This window comes from Nonomuraea turcica (assembly GCF_030718205.1).
Classification (GTDB): domain Bacteria; phylum Actinomycetota; class Actinomycetes; order Streptosporangiales; family Streptosporangiaceae; genus Nonomuraea.
Window position 1 is genome coordinate 1 of the sequence record NZ_JAUZQF010000028.1, and the last position, 20,784, is coordinate 20,784.

Consider the following 20,784-nt stretch of genomic DNA (forward strand, 5'->3'; position numbering starts at 1 on the left):
CCCGGCCCAGGACGTCCACCCGGGATCCCCAATCGCCGGCCCGCACCCCGCTACGACGTTGGCAAGACCGTCAAACGCGGCCGCACTCTCGCAGCCCTACAACAATCCGGAGGATAAAGAACAAGCTGAATGCGCCGCCCATGACGTTTGGCGACGACGTCGACGCCTGGCAGAGTGATCCTGCCCGGGCCCTGACCGTCACCGCCCAGCCGAAGACCCCGCGCATGAGGAGCACGCATGACCACCGCACTCCCGGTCACCCTGGACGACGTCCACGACGCCGCCGCCCGGCTCAAGGGCGTCGCCCACCGCACGCCCGTCCTGCGCTCCCGCACGCTGGACGCCCTGGCCGGGGCGGAGGTCTTCGTCAAGTGCGAGAACTTCCAGCGCATCGGCGCGTTCAAATTCCGCGGCGCTTACAACGCCGTCTCCCGGCTCTCACCCGAACAGCTGACCAGGGGCATCGCCGCCTACTCCTCCGGCAACCACGCCCAGGCCGTCGCCCTGGCCGCCCGCGAGCTGGGCAGCACCGCGCTGATCGTCATGCCCGAGGACACGCCCCGCTCCAAGGTGGAGGCCACCGCCGCGTACGGCGCCGAGATCGTCACCTATGACCGCTACACCGGCGACCGGGTGGCCATCGGTGAGGCGCTGGCCGCCGAGCGCGGGCTGGCGCTGATCCCTCCGTACGAGCATCCGCACGTCATCGCCGGGCAGGGCACCGCCGCGCTGGAGCTCCTCGAGGAGGTCGGCGAGCTGGACGCGCTGCTGGTGCCCATCGGGGGCGGGGGCCTGATCGCCGGCAGCGCCACGGCGGCCAAGGGCCTGCACCCCGGCATCCGGGTGATCGGCGTCGAGCCCGAGGCGGGCGACGACACCAAGCGGTCGCTGAGCGCGGGCCGGCGGGTGTCGATCCCCGTCCCGCGCACGATCGCCGACGGCCAGGCGGCGGAAATCCCGGGCGAGCTGACCTTCTCGATCAACAGGCATCTGGTCGACGAGATCGTGCTGGTCTCCGACGACGAGATCCGGGAGGCGATGCGGATGGCGTTCGAGCGCATGAAGATCGTCATCGAGCCGAGCGGCGCGACCCCGCTGGCCGCGCTGCTGGCCGGCCGTCTGGACCGCGTGCCGCCCCGGATCGGCCTGATCGTCTCCGGCGGCAACATCGACGTCCGCCGCTTCGCCGAGCTGTGCGCGGGCCTGCCTCAGGGATAGAGGCGCCGGTTGTCGTGCCGTCACTGCGCGAGCGAGGAGATCGGCATGGTCACGATCATGGTGAGGCCGCCTCCCGGGGTCTCGTCGGGTGTGAGGGTCCCGCCCATGGCCTCGGCGAGCCCGCGTGACAGCGCAAGCCCGAGGCCGACCCCGGAATGCGGATCGCGGTCGCCGAGCCGCTGGAACGGCTGGAAGACCCGCTGGTGGGCCTCGGGCGGGATACCCGGGCCGCGGTCGACGACGCGGATCTCCACCACGTCGTCGTGCCGGCTGGCGCTGATCAGCGCCCTCTGGCCGGGCGGGCTGAAGCGTGCGGCGTTGCTCATGAGATTGACCAGGACGCGCTCGAGCAGCGCCGGGTCGGCGACGATCTCCGGGAGGTCAAAGGGGACATCGCCGTCGACGCGGTCGCGGAGCGGGCCGAGGTCGTCGATGGCGCGGGGGATGATCTCGTCCAGGGCGGTGGGCTGGAGGGACAGCCCGAGCACGCCGGCCTGCAGGCGGCTCATGTCGAGGAGGTTCTCCACCAGCCGGTCGAGGCGGGCCAGGGATTCGTCGGCGGTGGCCAGCAGTTCCTCGCGGTCCTCGGCGCTCCAGGTGATGTCGCGGCTGCGCAGGCTCTCGACGGCGGCCTTGGCGGCCGCCAGCGGGGTGCGCAGGTCATGGCTGACGGCGGCGAGCAGCGCGGTGCGCATCTTGTCGGCTTCGGCCAGGGGTTTGGCCTGGTCGGCCTCCTGCTGGAGGCGTTCCTGGCGGAGCGCGACGGCGGCTTCGGCGGCGAAGGCCTCCAGCACCCGCCGGTCGCTGGCGTCCAGCAGCCGGCCGCGGGCGGCGAGCACGAGCCGGTCGTCGATGGCGACGTCGGTGTCGGCCGTGGCGGGAGCGGTGCAGGGGGCGGCACCGGAGGTGGCGATGATGCGCCAAGCGGCGGGTTCGGAGGTGTCGTCGGGGGTGGGCTCGCCGAGGCGTTCGAGCAGCGTCACGGACTCCAGGGCGAACGTCTCACGCAGGCGGCTGAGCAGCGTGGGCAGCGCCGCCTCGCCGCGCAGCACGTGCCCGGCCAGCGTGGACAGCGCCTCGGCGTCGGCGCGCGCCCGCGCCGCCTCCCTGGTACGCCGTGCCGCCAGGTCGACGATCGTGCTGACCGCGGCGGCGACCAGCACGAACACGATCAACGCCAGCAGGTTCTCCGGGTCGGCGATGGTGAGCTGTCCGACCGGCGGGGTGAAGAACCAGTTGAGCAGGAGCGAGCCGGCCACCGCCGCGCTGATCGCCGGCCAGGTGCCGCCGATCAGCGCGACGGCGATGACCAGGCACAGGAACACCAGGATCTCGCTGGGCAGCGAGATCACGTCGCGGAACGGGGCGAGCGCGGCGGTCAGCAGCGGCAGCCCCATAGCCGCGGCCGCCCAGCCGGTCAGCCGGCGCTTTCTCGTGAGCGCCGCCCGGGAGCGTTCGGGGCGGCGGCCCTTCTTTGCCTCCTCATGGGTGACCAGGTGCACGTCGATGGGGCCGGACAGGGCGGTGGTCTCCACGCCCACCCCGCGGGAGAGGATCTGCGCGAAGCGACCGCGCCGGGAGGCTCCGAGGACGAGCTGGGTGGCGTTGACGCCGCGGGCGAAGTCGAGCAGCGCCCGCGGGACGTCGTCGCCGACCACCTGGTGATAGCTGCCGCCCATGCTCTCCACGAGCGAGCGCTGCCGGGCCAGACTGGCCGGGTCGCCGCCGGCCAGCCCGTCGGCGCTGGTGACGTGGACGGCCAGCAGGTCGGCGCCCTTGCTGCGGGCGGCGATGCGGGCGGCCCGGCGGACGAGGGTGTCGCCTTCCGGACCGCCGGTCAGCGCGACGACGACGCGCTCGCGCGCCTCCCACGTGCCCGCGATGCCGTGCTCGGCCCGGTAGCGGTCGAGCTGGTCGTCGACCTTGCCCGCGACCCACAGCAGGGCCAGCTCGCGCAGCGCGGTGAGGTTGCCGACCCGGAAGTAGTTCGACAGCGCCGCGTCGACCTTCTCGGGGCCGTAGACGTTGCCGTGCGCCATGCGGCGGCGCAGCGCCTCGGGGGACATGTCGACCAGCTCGATCTGGTTCGCCCGCCGCACCACCTCATCCGGCACGGTCTCGCGCTGCGGGATGCCGGTGATCTGCTGGACGACGTCGTTGACGGACTCCAGATGCTGGACGTTCACCGTGGAGATCACATCGATGCCGGCGTCCAGGATCTCCTCGATGTCCTGCCAGCGCTTGACGTTCTTCGAGCCGGGCACGTTGGTGTGCGCCAGCTCGTCCACCAGCGCCACCTTCGGCTTGCGCGCGATGACGGCATCGGTGTCGAGCTCGGTGAAGGTCGCTCCCCGGTAGGTCAGCGTCTCGCGTGGGATGATCTCCATGTCCTCCAGCAGAGCGGCGGTGCGGGGGCGGCCGTGGGTCTCGACGAACCCCACGACCACGTCCCGGCCGCGCTCCAGGCCACGGCGGCCCTCGCAGAGCATCGCGTAGGTCTTGCCCACCCCGGGGGCCGCCCCGAGGTAGACCCGCAGGCGGCCCCTTCTCATGAGCGGTCCAGCGCCAGGTTGAGCTCCAGCACGTTGACGGCGGGCTCGCCCATGAAGCCGAGGGCGCGGCCCGTGGTGTGCTCGGCGATCAGCGCTTTCACCCGCTCCAGCGGCAGCCTGCGCTCCTTGGCCACCCGGGGGGCCTGCAGCTCGGCGTAGGCGGAGGAGATGTGCGGGTCCAGGCCGGAGCCGCTGGCCGTGACCGCGTCCGCCGGCACCGGGACCGTGGTCACGTTCCCGCGCACGGGCACGGTCTTCCCGGCCGCGTAGTCCGCGCCGGGCTGGGCGCACTCCACCCTCAGCCCCTCGTAGGTGGCGATGAAGGGGGTGGCGGGGCAGGCCTGGTTGACGCTGACGGCCCGGTCGGGGAAGACCTTGAGCACCGCGCCGGCCCCGTCCGGGGTGCAGTACGGGCGGGCGCCGCTGACGCCCTCCAGCTCGCCGGCCGCCTTGGAGCGGGCGCAGACCTGGGTGAGCAGCGACTGCTTGCCTTCCTTGGCGGCCTCATCGGCGCCGCCGGGGTCCGGCAGCGTGTCGATGACGTCCTCGGGGCCGAGGTTGCTGGCCGCGGTGGAGGTCGGGTCGTAGCCGTCGCCGGCGGCCGACGGGCGGGACTGGAAGTACGTCCTGACCGGGTTGCCGGCGGCGTCGGTGAAGGACTGGCCGGCGATCGCGCTGCCGACGGTCTTGCCGTCCTTTTCCACCAGCGAGCCGTTGGCCTTGCCGGTGAACAGCGCCTGAGCCACCCCGGTGGCCAGGAGCGGGTAGATGACGCCGGTGACCACCGTGAGCACGAGCAGCGCGCGTAGCGCGGCCAGGTGCTGGCGGACCCAGCTGGGTATGCGGTTCATTTATGACATCCCCGGAAGGAACTGGATCAGCAGGTCGATGATTTTGATGCCGATGAACGGGACGATGATCCCGCCCAGGCCGTAGACGTACAGATTGCGCGAGAGCAGCTTGGAGGCGCTGGAGGGCCGATAACGCACCCCGCGCAGGGCGAGCGGGATCAGCGCGATGATCACCAGCGCGTTGAAGATCACCGCCGACAGGACCGCCGACTGCGGGCTGGACAGGCGCATGATGTTCAGCGCGTCCAGGCCCGGATAGACCGCCGCGAACATCGCCGGGATGATCGCGAAGTACTTGGCGATGTCGTTGGCGATGGAGAACGTCGTCAGCGCGCCCCGGGTGATGAGCAGCTGTTTGCCGATCTCGACGATCTCGATCAGCTTGGTCGGGTTGGAGTCCAGGTCGACCATGTTCCCGGCTTCCTTGGCGGCGCTGGTGCCGGTGTTCATGGCCACGCCGACGTCGGATTGGGCCAGGGCGGGGGCGTCGTTGGTGCCGTCGCCGGTCATCGCGACCAGGCGGCCGCCCTCCTGCTCCTTCCTGATCAGCGCGAGCTTGTCCTCGGGCGTGGCCTCGGCCAGGAAGTCGTCCACCCCCGCCTCGTCGGCGATGGCCTTGGCGGTCAGCGGGTTGTCACCCGTGATCATGACGGTGCGGATGCCCATGCGGCGCATCTCGTCGAAGCGTTCCCGCATGCCCGCCTTGACCACGTCCTTGAGGTGGATGACGCCCAGGACGTGCGCGACGCCGTCCTTGATCTCGCCGACGACCAGCGGCGTGCCGCCGGAGCCGGAGATGCCGTCGACCAGGTGGCCGACCTCGTCGGTGGGGTGGCCGCCGTGATCGCGTACCCACTTCATCACCGCGGTCGCGGCGCCCTTACGAACCTTGCGGCCGACGGCGTCGGAGTCCGGCGCTGTATCCAACGCGCCCGAGTCCGGCGCAGCATCTGAAGCGCCCGAGTCCGGCGCAGCATCCGAAGCGCCCGAGTCCGGCGCCAAGTCGACACCCGACATGCGGGTCTGCGCGGTGAAGGGCACCCACGCGGCATGCGCCAGCTCGCCCGGCCGGCGCTCGCGCAGCCCGTGCGCCTGCTTGGCGTAGACGACGATGGAGCGGCCCTCGGGTGTCTCGTCGGCCAGGCTGGACAGCTGCGCGGCCTCGGCGAGCGCGGCCTGGCTCACGCCGTTCACGGGGACGAACTCGCTCGCCTGCCGGTTGCCCAGGGTGATCGTGCCGGTCTTGTCCAGCAGCAGCGTGGACACGTCCCCGGCGGCCTCGACCGCGCGGCCGGACATGGCCAGCACGTTGCGTTGCACCAGGCGATCCATGCCGGCGATGCCGATGGCCGACAGCAGCGCCCCGATCGTGGTCGGGATCAGGCAGACGATCAGTGACACCAGCACGATCCCGGTGACACCGTCGGCGGTCAGGGCGAGCGAGTCCGGCACGCCCGGGTTGATGGACTTGGAGAAGATCGCCAGCGGCTGCATCGTCGCGGTGGCCACCAGGAAGATGATGGTCAGCGCGGCGAGCAGGATGTTGAGCGCGATCTCGTTCGGCGTCCTCTGCCGGTTCGCGCCCTCCACCAGGGCGATCATCCGGTCCACGAAGCTTTCGCCGGGCTTCTGGGTGATCTGCACGATGATCTTGTCGGAGAGCACCTTGGTGCCGCCGGTCACCGCGGACCGGTCGCCGCCGGACTCGCGGATCACGGGGGCGGACTCGCCGGTGATGGCCGATTCGTCCACGCTCGCGATGCCGTCGATGACGTCGCCGTCCCCGGGGATGATCTCCCCGGCCTCGACGATCACGACATCGCCCTGCTGGAGCTCCGGTGCGCCGACCACGTCCCACTCCCGCGACGTCGGGCTCTTCAGCCGGCGGGCGGTGGTCTCCCGCTTGGCCGCGCGCAGCGTGGCGGCCTGCGCCTTGCCACGGCCCTCGGCCACGGCCTCGGCCAGGTTCGCGAACACGACGGTCAGCCACAACCACACCACGATCGCCCAGGCGAACCACGACGGGTCACCGATCGCCAGCAGGGTGGTGAACACCGCGCCGATCTCCACGATGAACATCACCGGATTACGCCACATGGTCACCGGATTGAGCTTCTTCAGCGCGTCCGGCAGCGACTTGATCATCTGCTTGGGGTCGAGCAGCCCGCCGCCGACCTTCCCGCCCTGGCCGGACGGGGTACGGCCCGGTGCCTTCAGTGTCTGGGTGGACATGTTCTAGTGGATTCCTTCTGCGAGCGGTCCGAGCGCCAGCGCCGGGAGGAACGTGAGCGCCACCAGGATGATCGTCACGCCGACCACCATGCCGACGAACTGCGGCCGGTGGGTGGGCAGGGTGCCGGCGGAGGCGGGCACCGGCGCCTGCTGGGCCAGCGAACCGGCCAGCGCCAGCACCAGCACGATCGGCACGAACCGGCCGAAGGCCATGCACAGCCCGAGCGTGGTGTTGTGGAAGGCGGTGTTGACGCTGACCCCGGCGAACGCCGAGCCGTTGTTATTGGAGGCGCTGGTGTAGGCGTACAGGATCTCCGACAGGCCGTGCGGGCCGCTGTTCAGCATCGCCGATCGGCCGACCTCGGTGGCCATCGCCACCGCCGTGCCGATCAGCACCAGCATCGGGGTGACCAGGAAGTACAGCGACGCGAGCTTGATCTCGCGGGCGCCGATCTTCTTGCCCAGGTATTCCGGGGTGCGGCCGACCATCAGGCCCGCCACGAACACCGTGATCACCGCCAGGATCAGCATGCCGTACAAGCCGGCGCCGACCCCGCCGGGCGCGACCTCGCCGAGCAGCATGTTGAAGATCAGCATGCCGCCGCCGAGCGCCGTGTAGGAGTCGTGGAAGGAGTTCACCGAACCCGTGCTGGTGAGGGTCGTGGACGAGGCGAACATGGCCGAGTCGGAGGTGCCGAAGCGGGTCTCGCGACCCTCCATCGCCGCGCCGACGGCCTGCGGCACGGTGCCGCCCGCGGACAGTTCGGCCCAGTTGGTCAGGGTCACACTGATCAGGAAGATGCTCGCCATGACGGCGACGATGGCGTACCCCTGCCGGTGGTCGCCCACCATGCGGCCGAACGTGCGCGGCAGGCTGAACGCGATCACCAGGAGCAGGAAGATCTCCACCCAGTTCGTCCACGACGTGGGGTTCTCGAACGGGTGGGCCGAGTTGACGTTGAAGATGCCGCCGCCGTTCGTGCCCAGGTCCTTGATCGCCTCCTGCGAGGCGACCGCGCCCGGTGTGAACGTCTGCTCGCCGCCGGTCAGCGTCGACCACACATGATGGTCACCGAGGGTCTGGATCGCTCCACCTGCCACCAGCACCAGCGCCGCCACGAAGGAGATCGGCAGCAGGATGCGGACGGTGCCGCGGACCAGGTCGACCCAGAAGTTGCCCAGCGTGTCGGTCTTGCTGCGGGCGAACCCGCGGACCAGGGCGATGGCCACCGCCATGCCGACGGCGGCGGAGACGAAGTTCTGCACGGCCAGACCCGCGGTCTGCACCAGGTGCCCCATCGTCGACTCGCCCGAATAGGCCTGCCAGTTGGTGTTGGTGACGAAGCTGACCGCGGTGTTCCAGGCCAGCGCCGGCTCCACCGGCTCCATGCCCAGGGACAGGAACAGATGGCTCTGCAGCCGCTGCAGGCCGTACAGGAACAGGATCGAGATCACCGAGAACGCCAGCACGCTCCGCGCGTAGACGCCCCAGCGCTGCTCGCTGCCGGGCTGCACGCCGACCAGGCGGTAGATCACCCGTTCGGCGGCGTTGTGCCTGGTAGCGGTGTAGACGCGGTACATGTAGTCGCCCAGCGGCCTGTAACACACGGCCAGAGCCACCAGCAGGGACGCGATGAACAGGATTCCGGCCAAGGCAGGGGACATCAGAACCGTTCCGGGAACAGCAGCGCCGCGACCATGAAGACCACCAGGCCGGTGACCACGACCAGACCTGCGGCATTGACAGCACTCACAGGCCCTCCACCGCCTTGACGACCAGCCCCAAGACCACGAAAACCGCGATGGTCAGGGCCACGAAGATGACGTCGGTCATCCCCACTCCTCAACTCCGGGACATGATGATGTGCCGCCCGAACAGGCGGCCTCGAGGCAAGCAAATCCCGAGAGTTGGGCGGTTTTGCCGTTCTTGACGGCTTTCATACGGCCGCAACCTGAATATTGACGCGCTCTCTACGCCCCGCTCCGCGAGCGCCACAGAGCCGGGCCCGCCGGCCGCGGGAGCAACCTATCCCGCGGTCGGGCGGCCGTCACCCGGCCAGCGGTCAGGACCGCCGGATCGCGGCGACGTCGAACTCCAGTGTTACCTTCTGGCTGACCAGGACCCCGGTGGCGGCGTTCCAGTTCACGCCCCAGTCCATGCGGTTGATCGTGACGCTGCCCTGGAAGCCGACACGGAAGGCGCCCCGCGGATCGTGCGCGGCGCGGGTCAGCTCGAAGTCCACGGTGACGGGCTTGGTCACGCCGCGGATGGTCAGGTCACCGGTGACGTTGAAGGCGGTGTCGTCGACCTGCCTCACCTTTGTCGAGGTGAAGGTGATGGCCGGGTGGTCGTCCGTGTCCAGGAACGTGCCGCGCAGCTGGTCGTCACGCTGCCGGTTGCGGGTCTGGAGGCTCTTCGCCTGGATCGTGAGCCGGGCGCTCGACTTCGACGGGTCGTCGCCGTCCAGGCGCGCGCTGCCCTCGAACTCCTCGAACTGCCCGCGCACCCTCGTGGCCATCGTGTGCCTGGCGACGAACCCGATCCGCGTGTGGGCGGTGTCGAGGAGGTAGTCACCGGTCAGCTCGCCGAGGTCGGTCGTGGTCGTCATGCTTCGCGCACCGGACCCGGCGCCGAGCCCGCCAGCGGAGTGGCGTCGAGGTATCTGACCTCATACACGCGCTCGGCGAACTTCCAGCCGTCCGAGGTGCGCTGGTAGCGGTCGTGGTAAATGGCGTAATTCAGGTTGGAGTGTCCGTCGTGCATACGTCCGAACTCCGCGGTGTAGGCACGGCCGACCGCCGTGTCGCCCTCAAGCCGGATCGTGCCCGGGTGCACGGTTTGCACAAAGAACTCCCAGAGACCCTGCAGCCGCTCGATCGCGGCGCGGATCTCCTCCCGGCTGACGAACTCGACGTTGATGTGGGGCATCCGCCACGCGCCGTCCTGGGTGAACAGCGACGCGAAACGGTCGTAGTCGTGCATCATTCCCGCGTCGGTGAACTCGCCGCGCAGCGCCTCGATCTCGACGCGGTCCACGATGGTCTGTATGTCGCTCATCGGATTTGATCTGTCTCCTTGTCACATCAAAGGGATCAGAGGGGTCACCCATACGACACCCAGCGACGGAGGAACGTGACCGATGACCGAGTCCGACTGGCTGACGGAGGGCTTCGAGAAGAACCGGACCCGCCTGAGGGCGGTGGCCTACCGGATGCTCGGCTCGTTCGCCGAGGCCGACGACGCCGTCCAGGAAGCCTGGCTGCGCGCCAGCCGGTCAGACACCGGCGCCGCCGACAACGTCGGCGCCTGGCTGACCACCATCGTCGCCCGAGTGTGCCTGAATGTGCTGCGCTCGCGCAGAACGCGGCGTGAGGAGCCCATGGGCGTGCACGTGCCCGACCCGGTCATCAGCCGTCTGGACGGGACGAACCCCGAGGAGGAGGCGCTGCTGGCCGACTCGGTCGGGCTCGCGCTGCTCGTGGTGCTCGAAACACTGACCCCCGCCGAGCGGCTGGCGTTCGTCCTGCACGACATGTTCGACCTGCCCTTCGACGAGATCGCCCCCATGGTGGGCCGTTCTCCGGCCACGGCGAGGCAGCTCGCCAGCAGGGCCCGGCGCCGGGTGCGAGGAGCCGACCTCCAAACTCCCGACCCCGATGTCGCCCGTCAGCGGGAAGTGGTCGATGCCTTCTACGCCGCGGCGCGCGGCGGCGACCTTGACGCGCTCGTCGCGGTCCTCGACCCGGATGTCGTGCTGAGGTCCGACGGGGGGACGGCGCGTCCGGATGCTTCCGTGGTGGTCCACGGTGCGGCGGGCGTCGCCCGTCAAGTGCTCAGGTTCCACCAGCCCTCCGCAGTGGCGCGTCCGGCACTGGTGAACGGGGCCGTGGGGGTGGTCCTGACCATGGGCGGGCAGCCCTTCGCGGTCATCGGGTTCACCGTCTCGCGCGGCAAGATCGTGGGAATCGACGCGGTCGCCGACCCCGAGCGCCTCCTCCGGCTCGACCTGGCCGTCCTTGATGACTGACGATGCCGGCTCACCCCCAGCTGATGCGCTCCTCCAGCAGCGCCTGCTGGGCCGGGTTGGCGGTCAGCTCCAGCGCTCGCGCGTCGGCCTGCCGCGCCTCCTGCCGCCGTCCCAGATCCCGCAGCAGCGCGGCCAGCGTGGCGTGGAACAACGGGTAGTGCGCCAGTGCCTGGCCGAGCTCCTTCAGCTCGGCCAGGGCCGCCTCCGCCCCCTTGGCGTAGCGCAGCGCGATCGCCCGGTGCAGCCGGGCGACAGGCGACGAGGCGAGATACAGCAGCATGTCGTACAACATCACGATTTGCGGCCAGTCGGTGTCGGCGAAGCTGCCGGCCTCGGCATGACAGGCCACGATCGCCGCCTGCACCTGGTAAGGCCCCGGCCGGTGGTACGTGCGCGCGGTCCGGGTCAGCAGCGCGGTCGCCTCCTCGATGGCCTGCCGATCCCACAACGAGCGATCCTGGTCGGCCAGCAGCACCAGGCGGCCCGCGGCGTCGAAGCGGGCCGCCCCGCGTGCCCGGTGCAGCCGGATCAACGCCAGCAGCCCGGCCACCTCCGGCTCCTTCGGCATCAGGTTCGCCGCCAGCGCGGCCAGCCATTCGGCGTCCTCGACCAGGTCGCGAGCATGCGCCCGCTCGCCGGTGCTGGACAGGTAGCCCTCGTTGAACAGCAGGTAGATGACGGCCAGCACCTCGCTCAGCCGTTCCGGCAGATCCTCCTCGGCCGGCACCCGGTACGGGATCCCGGCCTCGCCGATCTTCCGCTTGGCCCGCGTGATGCGCTGCGCCACCGTGGTCTCGGGAATCACGAACGCCGCCGCGATCTGGGCGGTGCTCAGCCCGCACACCACCCGCAATGTCAGCGCGATCTGCGCGGTGCGGGACAGCGCGGGGTGGCAGCAGGTGAAGACCAGGCGCAGCCGGTCGTCAGGGACGGCGGGCTCCGGCCAGGTGAGCTGGGTGAGCTTGGCCCGGTAGTTCGTCTCGCGGCGCAGCACGTCCAGGCCGCGCCGCCGGGCCACGGTGAACAGCCAGGCGTCCGGCCGCTCCGGCACGCCCTCGACCGGCCAGCGCCGCAGCGCCGTCTCGATCGCGTCCTGCACCAGGTCCTCGGCGGCGGAGAAATCGCCCAGCAGCGACACCAAGGACGCGGCCAGCCGGCCCGCGTGCTCACGCACCACGCGGGCCAGCACGTCCGCGCTCGCCTGCCCGCTCGCCTGGTCGTTCACGTGCTCACTCACGTGCTCATTCACTGGGCCGGACGGATCTCCACGATGGGGCAGGCGGGCCACGAGCGGGCGAGCTTCAGCGCCTCGTCCAGGTCGGCCACCTCGACCTCGGCGAACCCGCTGACCACCTCCTTGCCCTCCACGAACGGCCCGTCGGTGACGACCGGCTCGCCCTCGCCCAGCCGCACCGTGGTCGCGGTGTGGACCGGATGCAGGTGCGTATGATGCGTGATCTTGTCGGCGTTCTCGGCGAACCAGCGGCCCACCGCCTCATACGCCGCCTCCCGCTCCAGCTCGCCCATCGCCTCGAGCTCCTTGGCGAACTTCTCGGTCTCGACGAACATCAGCACGTATTTCACTGAGCGACCTCCCTGCCGTCAGCTTGCCGGGAGCGCGGCGTACAGGTCCACACCGTTGCCGTCCGGATCGGCCACCGTGGCGTACCGCATGCCCCAGAATGCGTCGAACGGCTCCTTGATGCCCCGGTACCCCGCCTCGACCAGCTCAGCGTACGTGGCGTCCACCCCGGCGGGGGAGTCGAACTCGAAGCACAGCAGCGTGCGCGGCCCACCCTGCGGCGCGGTCCAGCCGGGCAGGAACGGGGTGCGGAACGGCTCGGTGTCGAGCATGACGTGCAGCCCGCCGGGCAGATCGCAGCCGGCGTGCTCGGACGTGTGCGGGTCGAGCTTGAACTCCAGCCCGAGACGGGCGTAGAAGGCGATCGAGGCGTCCATGTCGGAGACCACGATGTCGATGGTGTTGAGTGTCGGCTTCATGATGTCGCTCCCTTTCCCGGGCCGGCGTCGGCCCTTCACCAGTAAGACGATCGGTGACTCGGCCGATACGACACCCGCCAGGCAGTCCGTCAAAATGGCGAAGAAATGGCCAGGACTGTCCCGCTGGCCAGGCCGAGCAGAAGTGACAGGGCGGCGGCCGCCACGGCGATCCGTGCCGCGACGGGCCGGATCTCGGCGGGCCCGTCACCCGGCCGGAAGAGCGGAAGGATCCACCGGAGGTAATAGAAGACGCTGGCCACCGTGTTGACCACGGCGACCGCGGCCAGCCATGCGTACCCCCCGTCCCACGCCGCGGCGAAGACGAGGAGCTTGGCCACGAAGACCGCCGTCGGCGGGGTGCCGACGAGGCCGAGCAGGCAGACCACCAGGGCGAGCGCCAGCGGGGGCGAGCGGCGGCTCAGGCCGGTGTAGTCCGCCAGGCGGTCGCGTCCGGCGGCCACCACGACCGCGAAGGCGCCGATGTTGGTGATCGCGTAGGCGGCGACGTAGAAGAGCAGGGCGGGCCGGGCCAGGTCGCTCTGCCCCGCGACGACGACGGGCAGCAGCAGGTATCCCGCCTGGCTGATCGTCGAGTACGCGAGCAGCCTGCGGACGTTGTCCTGGTAGAAGGCGGCCAGGTTGCCCAGCGTCATGGTGGCGACCGCGATCAGCGCGACGACCGGCCGCCACGTCCCGCCGAACACTTCGGTGGCCAGCCGGTACAGGCCGACGAACGCCCCGATCTTGGGCACGGTCGTGATGAACGTGGCCACGACCGCCGACGAGCCCTCGGTGGCGTCCGGCACCCAGAAGTGGGCGGGGACCGCGCCCACCTTGAACAGCACGCCGGCCAGCAGGAGCAGCACCGCGCAGCCGGCGGCGGCCGGAGGCGCGTCGGACAGCGATCGATACGTGGTCGTACCCGAAAGGCCGTACGCCAGCGTGACGCCGGCGAGCATGAGCACGCCCAGAAAGGCGCCCATCAGGTAGTACTTGAGCGCGGCCTCGGTGCCGTGGGAGTCCTTGGCGAACCCGGCCAGCGCGTACGCGGGGATGCTCGCCAGCAGATACGCGGCGACGAAGACGAGCAGATCGCTCGCCCCGGCCAGCACGATCGTGCCCAGCGCGGCGAGCAGCAGCAGGACGTAGACCTCGGTCTCCCGGCTGTCGGCGCGCGCCCAGCCGGCGGCGAGCACGACGATGAGCAGGGCCGCGCCCGCCACCGTCAGCCGGGTCACGTTCGTCGGCAGGTCCACCGCGAAGGCCTCGAACGCCATCACGTCCTGCCGGGTCGTCGCGACGGCGCCGGCCACCATCGCGCCCGCCAGCGCCGCCCCGCACATCCACGCGACGACCCGCTGCCGCTCCCGCGGCACGAACAGCCCCACGAGCAGCCCGGCCACCGCCCCCGCCAGGATCAGCAGCTCGGGCAGCAGGTCGAGCGGGTTCTCCGCCATCCCGGTCATCGGCTCACCAGCGACACCAGCAGGGCCGAAGCCGGCTCGATGAGGCCGAGCAACCATCGGGGGGCGATGCCGATGACCAGGGACAGCAGCAGCAAGGGCGCCACGGCGGCGAGCTCGCCCCGCCGCACGTCGATCATGCGCCCGGTGAGCTCGCCGGGCGGGCCCAGGAAGGCCCGATGGAGGACCCTCAGGAACAGGGCGGCGGTGATGAGGATGCCGGCGATGCTGAGCGCGCCCGCCAGGACCGCGCCCGCCCCGATCACCCCGGTGAAGATCTGAAACTCCGCAATGAAGCCGGACAGTCCCGGCAGCCCGAGCGAGGCGAAGGCGGCGACCGCGGTCAGTGCCGTGAAGATCGGCGCGTTGGCGGCGATCCCGCCGAAGCGGCCGAGGTCGTAGCTGCGTGCCCGGTCCCACAGCACGCCGGTCAGCAGGAACAGCGCGCCGGTGATCAGGCCGTGGCTGACCATCTGGGTGACCGCACCGCTCACGGCGAGCTCCCTGGCCCGCGGGTCGCCCGCTGCCAGGCCCGCGGCGCCGAGGGCGAGGATGATGTAGCCCATGTGGTTGACCGAGGTGTAGGCGATGAGCCGCTTCAGGTTCTCCTGGGCGAGCGCGACCAGGGCGCCGTAGAGCACGCTGACCACGCCGACGACGATGATCACCCAGGCGTACGTGCGCCACGCGTCCGGCAGCATCGGCATCGCGATCCTCGCGAAGCCGTACGTGCCCATCTTCAGCAGCACGCCCGCCAGGATCGCCGAGCCGGCGGCGGGCGCGTCGGTGTGGGCGGGCGGCAACCAGGTGTGCACGGGCACCGCCGGCGTCTTGACCGCCAGCCCGGCGCCGATCGCCAGCAGCACCAGCGCGCTCGCCGCCGGGGGAGTGCGGGTCAGCTCGACCATGTCGAACGTCCCGCCGGCCAGGAACAGGCCGATGAAGCCAAGCAACAGCACCAGCGAGCCGAGGAAGGTGTAGAGGAAGAACTTCAGCGCCGACCGGGCGCGGTCGCCGTGCCCCCAGCCGACGATCACGAAGTACATGCCGACGATCGACAGGTCGAAGAAGACGAAGAACAGCAGCAGGTCGAGCGCGGCGAACACACCGATCGAGACCGTCTGCAGGAACAGGAAGAGCGCGGCGTAGGACCGGACCCGCTCGCTCGCGCCCATCGAGTAGATCGCACAGACCAGGAACAGCAGCGCCGTCATCGCGATGAGCGGCAGCGACAGGCCGTCCACGCCGACGTGGTAGCCCGCGTCCATGGACGGGATCCACCGCAGGCGTGTCTCGAAGGCGATGCCGCCGTCGTAGCCGAGCCACATGACCACGACGAGCGCCAGGTCCAGGGCGGCGGCGCCGATCCAGATCCACGGGATCGCCCGCGTGCCGAGCCGCGGCAGGGCCAGCAGGGTCGCCGCCAGCAGGGGGAGGAAGATCACGACGGAGAGCACGCTCACCTCACCAGCACGATGACCAGGGCGAGCAGGACGAACACCACCGCCGCCTGGGCGAAGTAGGTGTGGACCTGCCCGGTCTGGGGGCGACGGGCCAGCGTGCCGAGCCTGGCCGCGCCCGCGACGATGCCGGCCACCACGCCGTCCACTCCGGTCTCGAAGGGCCTCCTGGCCACGCGGGCCGCGGCCATCCCCAGGCGGGGCACGGCACGTACGGCGCCGTCGATGACCCGGTCGTCGAACCACGCCGCGGCCTTGGCGGCCGATTCCAGTGGCCGCCACACCAAGGTGACCGCCGCCTGTTCCAGGCGCAGCCAACCCGCCCATGCGTCCCGGCCTGGGATTTTCGCGTGGCGGGGCCGTACAACCACCATGGTCAGCACCACGGCGGCGGCCAGGCCGCCCGACAACGCCAGCTCACCGGCGCCGGGAGGCGGTGCGGCCGGCTCGCCCACCAGCCGGGACCAGCCGTCGAACACCCCGGGCAGCCCGACAACCCCGAACGCGGCGGCGACGGCGGCGAGCACCGGCAACGGGATCAACTCGGGAAGACGCACGCGGCGTCGTTCGACCTCACCCGGCCGCCAGACGGCGACCACGGCCTTCGCCGCGTACGCCGCGGCCAGCAACGCGCCGCCGAGCGAGACGACGTACAGCGGGGGTGAGTGCACCGCGGTGAGCACGGCGTCCTTGGTGACCCACAGGGACAGGGGCGGCAGCCCGGCCAGCGCCAGGCCACCGACCCCGAAGGTGATCCCGACCAGGCGGTAGCGGCGGGCGGCGCCGCGGAGCTCGGCCAGGTCCTTGGTGCCCAGAGCCGTCAACCAGGCGCCCGCCCCGAGGAACAGCAGGCTCTTGACCGCGGCGTGCGCGACCAGGTGCGCGGTCCCGCCCGCCACAGCCGCCACCCCCGCCCCCAGCACCATGAATCCGATCTGGGCGCAGGTCGACGCGGCGAGCAGTTGCTTGAGGTCCCGCTGCGCCACCGCCACGCCGCCCAGCAGGAGCGCGGTCAGCGCGCCCGCCCAGGCCACCAGGGTGGCCGCCCAGCCGGTCGCGGCCAGCAACGGCTGCGCCCGCAGCAGCAAGTACGCCCCGGCCGCGACCATGGTCGCCGAGTGCAGCAACGCCGAGACCGGACTGGGGCCGGCCATGGCGCGGGAGAGCCAGAAGGAGAAGGGCAGCTGGGCCGACTTCCCGAGTGCGGCGGCGACGAGCCCGGCGGCGATCAGGTCACGCCACGAAGACGCGGCCAGGCCGCTCAGGGCCAGCCCTTGGCCGCCGAGCATGGCGCACCCGGCCGCCAGGTAGAGGCCCAGGTCGCCGGCGCGGGTGGTGACGAACGCGATGCTCGCCGAGCGGACCCGGTCCGGGTCCTGCCACCAGAAGCCGATCAACGCGTACGACATCGCGCCCATGACCTCCCACGCCATGAGCAGCAGGACGAGGTCCGTCGCGATGACGGTCAGCAGCATGGCGCCGACGAAGATCAGCATGAGGCCGAAGAAGCGGGCCTCGCGCATCTCGCCCGCGGCGAACACCAGCACGGCCAGCGACACCGCCGCCACCGTGACCACCATGACGGCCGACAGGCCGTCGATCGCGGCCCCCGACTCGATCCCGGCGAACAGCACGGTGCGAGCCGAGGGCCGCGTCACGGCGGCGGACACCGCGAGGACGAGCGTCGCGGCCGCCATGACCGTGGCCACCACCGCGGGGCGCCACCGCACCAGCAGGAGCAGCCCGCCGGAGACGATCGGCAGTCCGGGCAGCGACCACAGGAGCGCGCTCATCCCTTCAGGTCCCCGGCCTCATCGGTCATGTCGACGTCGCGAGCGCGGAAGAGGGCGGTGACCACGGCGAAGCCCATCGCCATCTCCAGTGCCATCACGGTCACCGCGACCAGCACCAGCACCTGGCCGTCCGCGGAGCCGGGCGCCAGGAAGTACCAGAAGGCGCCGCCCGCCGCGATCAAGCCGTTGATCATGAGCTCCAGGCCCATCATGAGCATGACGATCGACTGCTGGGACAGCACGCCGTACAGGCCCACGGCGAAGAGCGCCGCGGCCAGGAGCAGGAACGCCTCGAGCGTCACGACCCCTCCTCGCTGCTGTACCGCCCCCGGTGCGTGGCCAGCACCACACCGGCGATCATCGTGGCCAGGATCGCGACCCCGATGACCATCATCACCAGCATCTTCGGGCCCATGATGGCCATCCCGAGCTGCTGCGTCGGGTCCGCCGGCGCCGTCCCCCGGCGCTCCGGCCACCGGGTGAGGAGCGCCCCGGCCGCCAGCAGAACGAACACGGTCCCGGCGATGACGGCGGCGCCCGTGGTGTTGTGCACCATCTTCATCGGCATGAGCCCAGCCGGGTTCATCATGTACATGATCATGAAAACGACCATGACAAGCATCTCCATGACCATCATGAGGATGATCAGCACACCGAGATAGCGCAGGTCGATCAGCAGGAACGTCACCCCGACGGCCAGCAGCGACGCCAGCAGGGCGAACGTCGCCCGCGCCATCGAGTCGACGACGAACACCGTGACCCCGGCGGCCACGGCGATGACGGCGAGAATCCAGAAGGCGACGGCCATCACAACACCACGATTCCGACGATCAGCAGTTGCACGAGCATGACGGGGATCAGGGCGACCCAGGACGCCGTCATGAAGCGGTCCATCCTGACCGCGGGGAACCGGTGCCGCGCCCCGATCAGCACGGCCAGTACTGCCGCGGTCTTGAGCGCCGTCCACAGCCAGTCAGGCAGCCAAGGCCCGGCGCCCCCGCCGAGAAAAAGGGGTACGGCCGCCGCCGCGACGACGGTGAGCAGGGCGTAGCGGCCGGTCTCGAACAGCAGCCGATCGGCGCCTGCCAGCTCGGCCGTCACCCCTCCGGCGAGGTCCTGGCCCAGCGGCTGGCTCATCGGCCCCCAGAACGCGATCGCCAGCGCGGAGATCAGGTAGACGCCGAAGGCCGCGGGCATCCAGACGGCGAACCACAGACCCTGCTGGGCCGCCACCACGTCGGTCATCCGCAGCGAGCCCGCGCCCAGCGCGACGGTGACGAGCGCGAACATGTGCGGCAACTCGTACGCCAGGCCCTGGGCGATGAACCGGTAGCCGCCGACCAGCGGGTGGATCGCGTTGACGCCCCAGCCGGTGAGCCAGAGCGAGCCCCAGACGCACACCTCCATCGCGTTGAACCACACGATGCCGACGTCCAGGTCGAGCAGCGGGACGTCGCCCAGCGGCAGCACGATCCCCGCCAGGACGGCGGCGGCGAGCAGACTGACCACGCCGAGCCGCATCAGGAGGGTGTCCGGCAGCAGGGTGAGCCGTCGCTGCTGCACGAGCAGCCGCGCCACCCGGCTGAGCGGGCGCCCGGTGTCGAAGGCCGCGGCGGCGACGGTGAACGCGCCCAGGGCGGCGGGGTAGGCGACCAGTGTCCAGACGGGCGTGAGCTCAGGCATGGAGCACCTGCTCGACGTCGGGATCCAGGCTCGCGACGAGCAGCCGGGCCGCGGCGAGCTCCGCACCGGCCAGCAGATCGGGCAGCGCGGCCAGAAGGCCCGCCGATGGCCGCTCGCTCACCGGCCCGCGCGGGCCTTGATCGTCCGTGACGGGCGAGCGGTCCTCCAGGGCGTCGAGCGCCATCCGGGCCCGGGCCAGCCATCCTTGGACGCGCTGCCACACGTCGGAGCCGGGGCCGCCCAGGTCGCGGAGCATCCACCGGAGGATCCACGACCCGCCGACGCGGCCGGCGAACCGGTTGAACCCGGCCCCCAGCTCAGCTGGGGAGGCTCCTGCCAGGGCGCGGTCGCGTAGCCGTCTCGCCCGTGCCGCCTCGGCCGGCCACCCCGCCACGGCCAGCAGCCGGCCCAGGCTGTCGAGGTGGGAGGCGGCCCTGCGTCTGTCCGCCTCGCCCTGGACGATCCGCTCGCCTCGCATGGCCGCCAGCCACGGCCCGTCCCAGAACGATCCCTCGCCGCCCTGGGACCTCCCGTCGGCGACCTTGACCGTGGCCTGCTGGATCACGTCGCCCTGCACCGTGGTCTCCACGATGAGCCCGCAGGGCCAATCGGCGAGAACGGGCCCGAGCGGCAGGTGAAGCCGGTCGAGCTTCAGGCCGTCCCGGTCATCGGCCCGCTCGGCCATCGTGAGCCCGTCGTGGGCCGGCTCCGGCCGCCAGGGCTGAGTGAGTCGTCGGGCTGCGTCCCGCCGCTGCGCCTGCGCATCGGCCAGCCTGGCAGTCGCCTCGTCCAAGGCCTGGGCCACGCGTGCGGGATCCGACACCGACGGCAGCTCGACCAGTGCCCGCGGACTGGGCAGGTCAGCCCATATCCGCTGCACGGCCCGGTTCAGATCGGGCCCCGGGTCACCGCAGACCACGAGCATGTCGGCCTCGGCCGGCGTCCGGGCCGTGATCCAGCCACGCCCGGCGAGCTCGGCCTCGACGTGGAGCCGTGTTCGGGTGCCGTACGGGACGGCCACGACCAGCGGGCGGGCGGCCTGGGCGGCTTTGCGCATGAGCCACTCGGTCAAGCCCACCGGAACGCGCCCTCCCGCCACGCGTAGATCACGCCGACCATGAGCAGGCCGAGGAAGAGGAACATCTCCACCACCGCGACCGCCCCCACCTCGGCGACGACGAGCGCCCACGGATACATGAAGACCATCTCCATATCGAAGGCGAGGAACACCAGCGTCACCGCGTACCAGCGCACGTGGAAGCGCGACAGCGCGTGCTCGTGAGGGCGTGCGCCCGACAGGAACGGCCCGACCTCGGCGATGCCGGAGGGGGCGATGAGCCGGGCCAGCAGATAGACGCTGAGCACGCCGGCGAGCACCAGGCTCAGCAGACCCGTCACCGCCGCCCATGGCGCCATGATCATTCTCCTGACATAGCTACTACGATCCGTAGTTCCCCCATGCACCACCATCAACCGGTGGGGGAGATTCCGCCAGGTCCTTGC

At 71.0% G+C, this 20,784-nt stretch carries 20 protein-coding genes; 2 read left to right on the forward strand and 18 right to left on the reverse strand.

Annotated features, from left to right (window positions below; all coding sequences use genetic code 11):
- Window positions 1–237 precede the first annotated feature (237 nt).
- A complete protein-coding gene (locus Q9G87_RS48480) occupies window positions 238–1,218 on the forward strand; it encodes a threo-3-hydroxy-L-aspartate ammonia-lyase (RefSeq protein ID WP_305923451.1) in 981 nt (326 codons plus the stop codon).
- Between the two features lie 20 nt (window positions 1,219–1,238).
- On the opposite strand, the gene Q9G87_RS48485 is transcribed toward Q9G87_RS48480, so the two are convergent.
- The 7 genes from Q9G87_RS48485 to Q9G87_RS48515 form a co-directional block, all read right to left on the reverse strand.
- Window positions 1,239–3,770 carry a DUF4118 domain-containing protein gene (locus Q9G87_RS48485; protein ID WP_305923452.1) on the reverse strand — a complete coding sequence of 844 codons (2,532 nt, stop codon included), beginning with the start codon at window positions 3,768–3,770 and terminating at the stop codon, window positions 1,239–1,241.
- The gene (locus Q9G87_RS48490) at window positions 3,767–4,621 is read right to left on the reverse strand and encodes a potassium-transporting ATPase subunit C (protein ID WP_305923453.1); all 855 of its coding nucleotides are present in this window, start codon (window positions 4,619–4,621) and stop codon (window positions 3,767–3,769) included. Before Q9G87_RS48490 ends, Q9G87_RS48485 begins: the two co-directional genes overlap by 4 nt.
- The gene (kdpB, locus tag Q9G87_RS48495) at window positions 4,622–6,853 is read right to left on the reverse strand and encodes a potassium-transporting ATPase subunit KdpB (RefSeq protein ID WP_305923454.1); all 2,232 of its coding nucleotides are present in this window, start codon (window positions 6,851–6,853) and stop codon (window positions 4,622–4,624) included.
- A 3-nt stretch (window positions 6,854–6,856) separates the two neighbouring features.
- Window positions 6,857–8,518: a potassium-transporting ATPase subunit KdpA gene (gene kdpA / locus Q9G87_RS48500; RefSeq protein WP_305923455.1), complete on the reverse strand. Its 1,662-nt coding sequence runs from the start codon at window positions 8,516–8,518 to the stop codon at window positions 6,857–6,859.
- Complete coding sequence (gene kdpF / locus Q9G87_RS48505) at window positions 8,518–8,607, reverse strand: K(+)-transporting ATPase subunit F (RefSeq protein WP_305923456.1); 90 nt, start codon at window positions 8,605–8,607, stop codon at window positions 8,518–8,520. The genes kdpA and kdpF overlap by 1 nt, the downstream gene beginning before the upstream one ends.
- 309 nt (window positions 8,608–8,916) lie before the next feature.
- Window positions 8,917–9,462, reverse strand: a complete 546-nt coding sequence (locus Q9G87_RS48510) for a YceI family protein (protein ID WP_305923457.1) — start codon at window positions 9,460–9,462, stop codon at window positions 8,917–8,919.
- Window positions 9,459–9,911, reverse strand: a complete 453-nt coding sequence (locus tag Q9G87_RS48515) for a nuclear transport factor 2 family protein (RefSeq protein ID WP_305923458.1) — start codon at window positions 9,909–9,911, stop codon at window positions 9,459–9,461. The genes Q9G87_RS48510 and Q9G87_RS48515 overlap by 4 nt, the downstream gene beginning before the upstream one ends.
- A gap of 82 nt (window positions 9,912–9,993) precedes the next feature.
- Between Q9G87_RS48515 and sigJ the strand changes: the two genes are divergently transcribed.
- Complete coding sequence (gene sigJ / locus Q9G87_RS48520) at window positions 9,994–10,881, forward strand: RNA polymerase sigma factor SigJ (protein WP_305923459.1); 888 nt, start codon at window positions 9,994–9,996, stop codon at window positions 10,879–10,881.
- Between the two features lie 10 nt (window positions 10,882–10,891).
- On the opposite strand, the gene Q9G87_RS48525 is transcribed toward sigJ, so the two are convergent.
- From Q9G87_RS48525 to Q9G87_RS48575, 11 genes are all read right to left on the reverse strand, one after another.
- Complete coding sequence (locus tag Q9G87_RS48525; RefSeq protein WP_305923460.1) at window positions 10,892–12,118, reverse strand: RNA polymerase sigma factor; 1,227 nt, start codon at window positions 12,116–12,118, stop codon at window positions 10,892–10,894.
- Window positions 12,119–12,126: 8 nt separating this feature from the next.
- Complete coding sequence (locus Q9G87_RS48530; protein ID WP_305923461.1) at window positions 12,127–12,465, reverse strand: YciI family protein; 339 nt, start codon at window positions 12,463–12,465, stop codon at window positions 12,127–12,129.
- An 18-nt stretch (window positions 12,466–12,483) separates the two neighbouring features.
- Window positions 12,484–12,882: a VOC family protein gene (locus Q9G87_RS48535; protein WP_305923462.1), complete on the reverse strand. Its 399-nt coding sequence runs from the start codon at window positions 12,880–12,882 to the stop codon at window positions 12,484–12,486.
- A gap of 89 nt (window positions 12,883–12,971) precedes the next feature.
- Window positions 12,972–14,348, reverse strand: coding sequence for an NADH-quinone oxidoreductase subunit N (locus Q9G87_RS48540; protein WP_305923463.1), 1,377 nt, complete (start codon window positions 14,346–14,348; stop codon window positions 12,972–12,974).
- On the reverse strand, window positions 14,345–15,808 hold the full coding sequence (locus Q9G87_RS48545) for a complex I subunit 4 family protein (protein ID WP_305923464.1): 1,464 nt from the start codon (window positions 15,806–15,808) through the stop codon (window positions 14,345–14,347). Before Q9G87_RS48545 ends, Q9G87_RS48540 begins: the two co-directional genes overlap by 4 nt.
- Complete coding sequence (locus Q9G87_RS48550; RefSeq protein ID WP_305923465.1) at window positions 15,805–17,598, reverse strand: NADH-quinone oxidoreductase subunit 5 family protein; 1,794 nt, start codon at window positions 17,596–17,598, stop codon at window positions 15,805–15,807. Before Q9G87_RS48550 ends, Q9G87_RS48545 begins: the two co-directional genes overlap by 4 nt.
- On the reverse strand, window positions 17,595–17,900 hold the full coding sequence (gene nuoK, locus Q9G87_RS48555; protein ID WP_305923466.1) for an NADH-quinone oxidoreductase subunit NuoK: 306 nt from the start codon (window positions 17,898–17,900) through the stop codon (window positions 17,595–17,597). The genes Q9G87_RS48550 and nuoK overlap by 4 nt, the downstream gene beginning before the upstream one ends.
- Window positions 17,897–18,406: an NADH-quinone oxidoreductase subunit J family protein gene (locus Q9G87_RS48560; protein WP_305923467.1), complete on the reverse strand. Its 510-nt coding sequence runs from the start codon at window positions 18,404–18,406 to the stop codon at window positions 17,897–17,899. Before Q9G87_RS48560 ends, nuoK begins: the two co-directional genes overlap by 4 nt.
- On the reverse strand, window positions 18,406–19,281 hold the full coding sequence (locus tag Q9G87_RS48565) for a complex I subunit 1 family protein (RefSeq protein ID WP_305923468.1): 876 nt from the start codon (window positions 19,279–19,281) through the stop codon (window positions 18,406–18,408). Before Q9G87_RS48565 ends, Q9G87_RS48560 begins: the two co-directional genes overlap by 1 nt.
- On the reverse strand, window positions 19,274–20,359 hold the full coding sequence (locus Q9G87_RS48570; protein ID WP_305923469.1) for a hypothetical protein: 1,086 nt from the start codon (window positions 20,357–20,359) through the stop codon (window positions 19,274–19,276). The genes Q9G87_RS48565 and Q9G87_RS48570 overlap by 8 nt, the downstream gene beginning before the upstream one ends.
- Window positions 20,350–20,697 carry an NADH-quinone oxidoreductase subunit A gene (locus tag Q9G87_RS48575; protein WP_305923470.1) on the reverse strand — a complete coding sequence of 116 codons (348 nt, stop codon included), beginning with the start codon at window positions 20,695–20,697 and terminating at the stop codon, window positions 20,350–20,352. Before Q9G87_RS48575 ends, Q9G87_RS48570 begins: the two co-directional genes overlap by 10 nt.
- Between the last annotated feature and the right edge of the window lie 87 nt (window positions 20,698–20,784).

What these genes read in the sequence shown, in the direction of transcription:
- Q9G87_RS48560 (WP_305923467.1), bottom strand. Translation starts at nt 18,406, where the DNA reads ATGGCCGTCGCCTTCTGGATTCTCGCCGTCATCGCCGTGGCCGCCGGG.
- Q9G87_RS48490 (WP_305923453.1), bottom strand. Translation starts at nt 4,621, where the DNA reads ATGAACCGCATACCCAGCTGGGTCCGCCAGCACCTGGCCGCGCTACGC.
- Q9G87_RS48485 (WP_305923452.1), bottom strand. Translation starts at nt 3,770, where the DNA reads ATGAGAAGGGGCCGCCTGCGGGTCTACCTCGGGGCGGCCCCCGGGGTG.
- Q9G87_RS48510 (WP_305923457.1), bottom strand. Translation starts at nt 9,462, where the DNA reads ATGACGACCACGACCGACCTCGGCGAGCTGACCGGTGACTACCTCCTC.
- Q9G87_RS48480 (WP_305923451.1), top strand. Translation starts at nt 238, where the DNA reads ATGACCACCGCACTCCCGGTCACCCTGGACGACGTCCACGACGCCGCC.
- kdpB (WP_305923454.1), bottom strand. Translation starts at nt 6,853, where the DNA reads ATGTCCACCCAGACACTGAAGGCACCGGGCCGTACCCCGTCCGGCCAG.
- Q9G87_RS48535 (WP_305923462.1), bottom strand. Translation starts at nt 12,882, where the DNA reads ATGAAGCCGACACTCAACACCATCGACATCGTGGTCTCCGACATGGAC.
- Q9G87_RS48515 (WP_305923458.1), bottom strand. Translation starts at nt 9,911, where the DNA reads ATGAGCGACATACAGACCATCGTGGACCGCGTCGAGATCGAGGCGCTG.
- Q9G87_RS48575 (WP_305923470.1), bottom strand. Translation starts at nt 20,697, where the DNA reads ATGGCGCCATGGGCGGCGGTGACGGGTCTGCTGAGCCTGGTGCTCGCC.
- kdpA (WP_305923455.1), bottom strand. Translation starts at nt 8,518, where the DNA reads ATGTCCCCTGCCTTGGCCGGAATCCTGTTCATCGCGTCCCTGCTGGTG.
- Q9G87_RS48565 (WP_305923468.1), bottom strand. Translation starts at nt 19,281, where the DNA reads ATGCCTGAGCTCACGCCCGTCTGGACACTGGTCGCCTACCCCGCCGCC.
- Q9G87_RS48540 (WP_305923463.1), bottom strand. Translation starts at nt 14,348, where the DNA reads ATGACCGGGATGGCGGAGAACCCGCTCGACCTGCTGCCCGAGCTGCTG.
- sigJ (WP_305923459.1), top strand. Translation starts at nt 9,994, where the DNA reads ATGACCGAGTCCGACTGGCTGACGGAGGGCTTCGAGAAGAACCGGACC.
- Q9G87_RS48550 (WP_305923465.1), bottom strand. Translation starts at nt 17,598, where the DNA reads ATGAGCGCGCTCCTGTGGTCGCTGCCCGGACTGCCGATCGTCTCCGGC.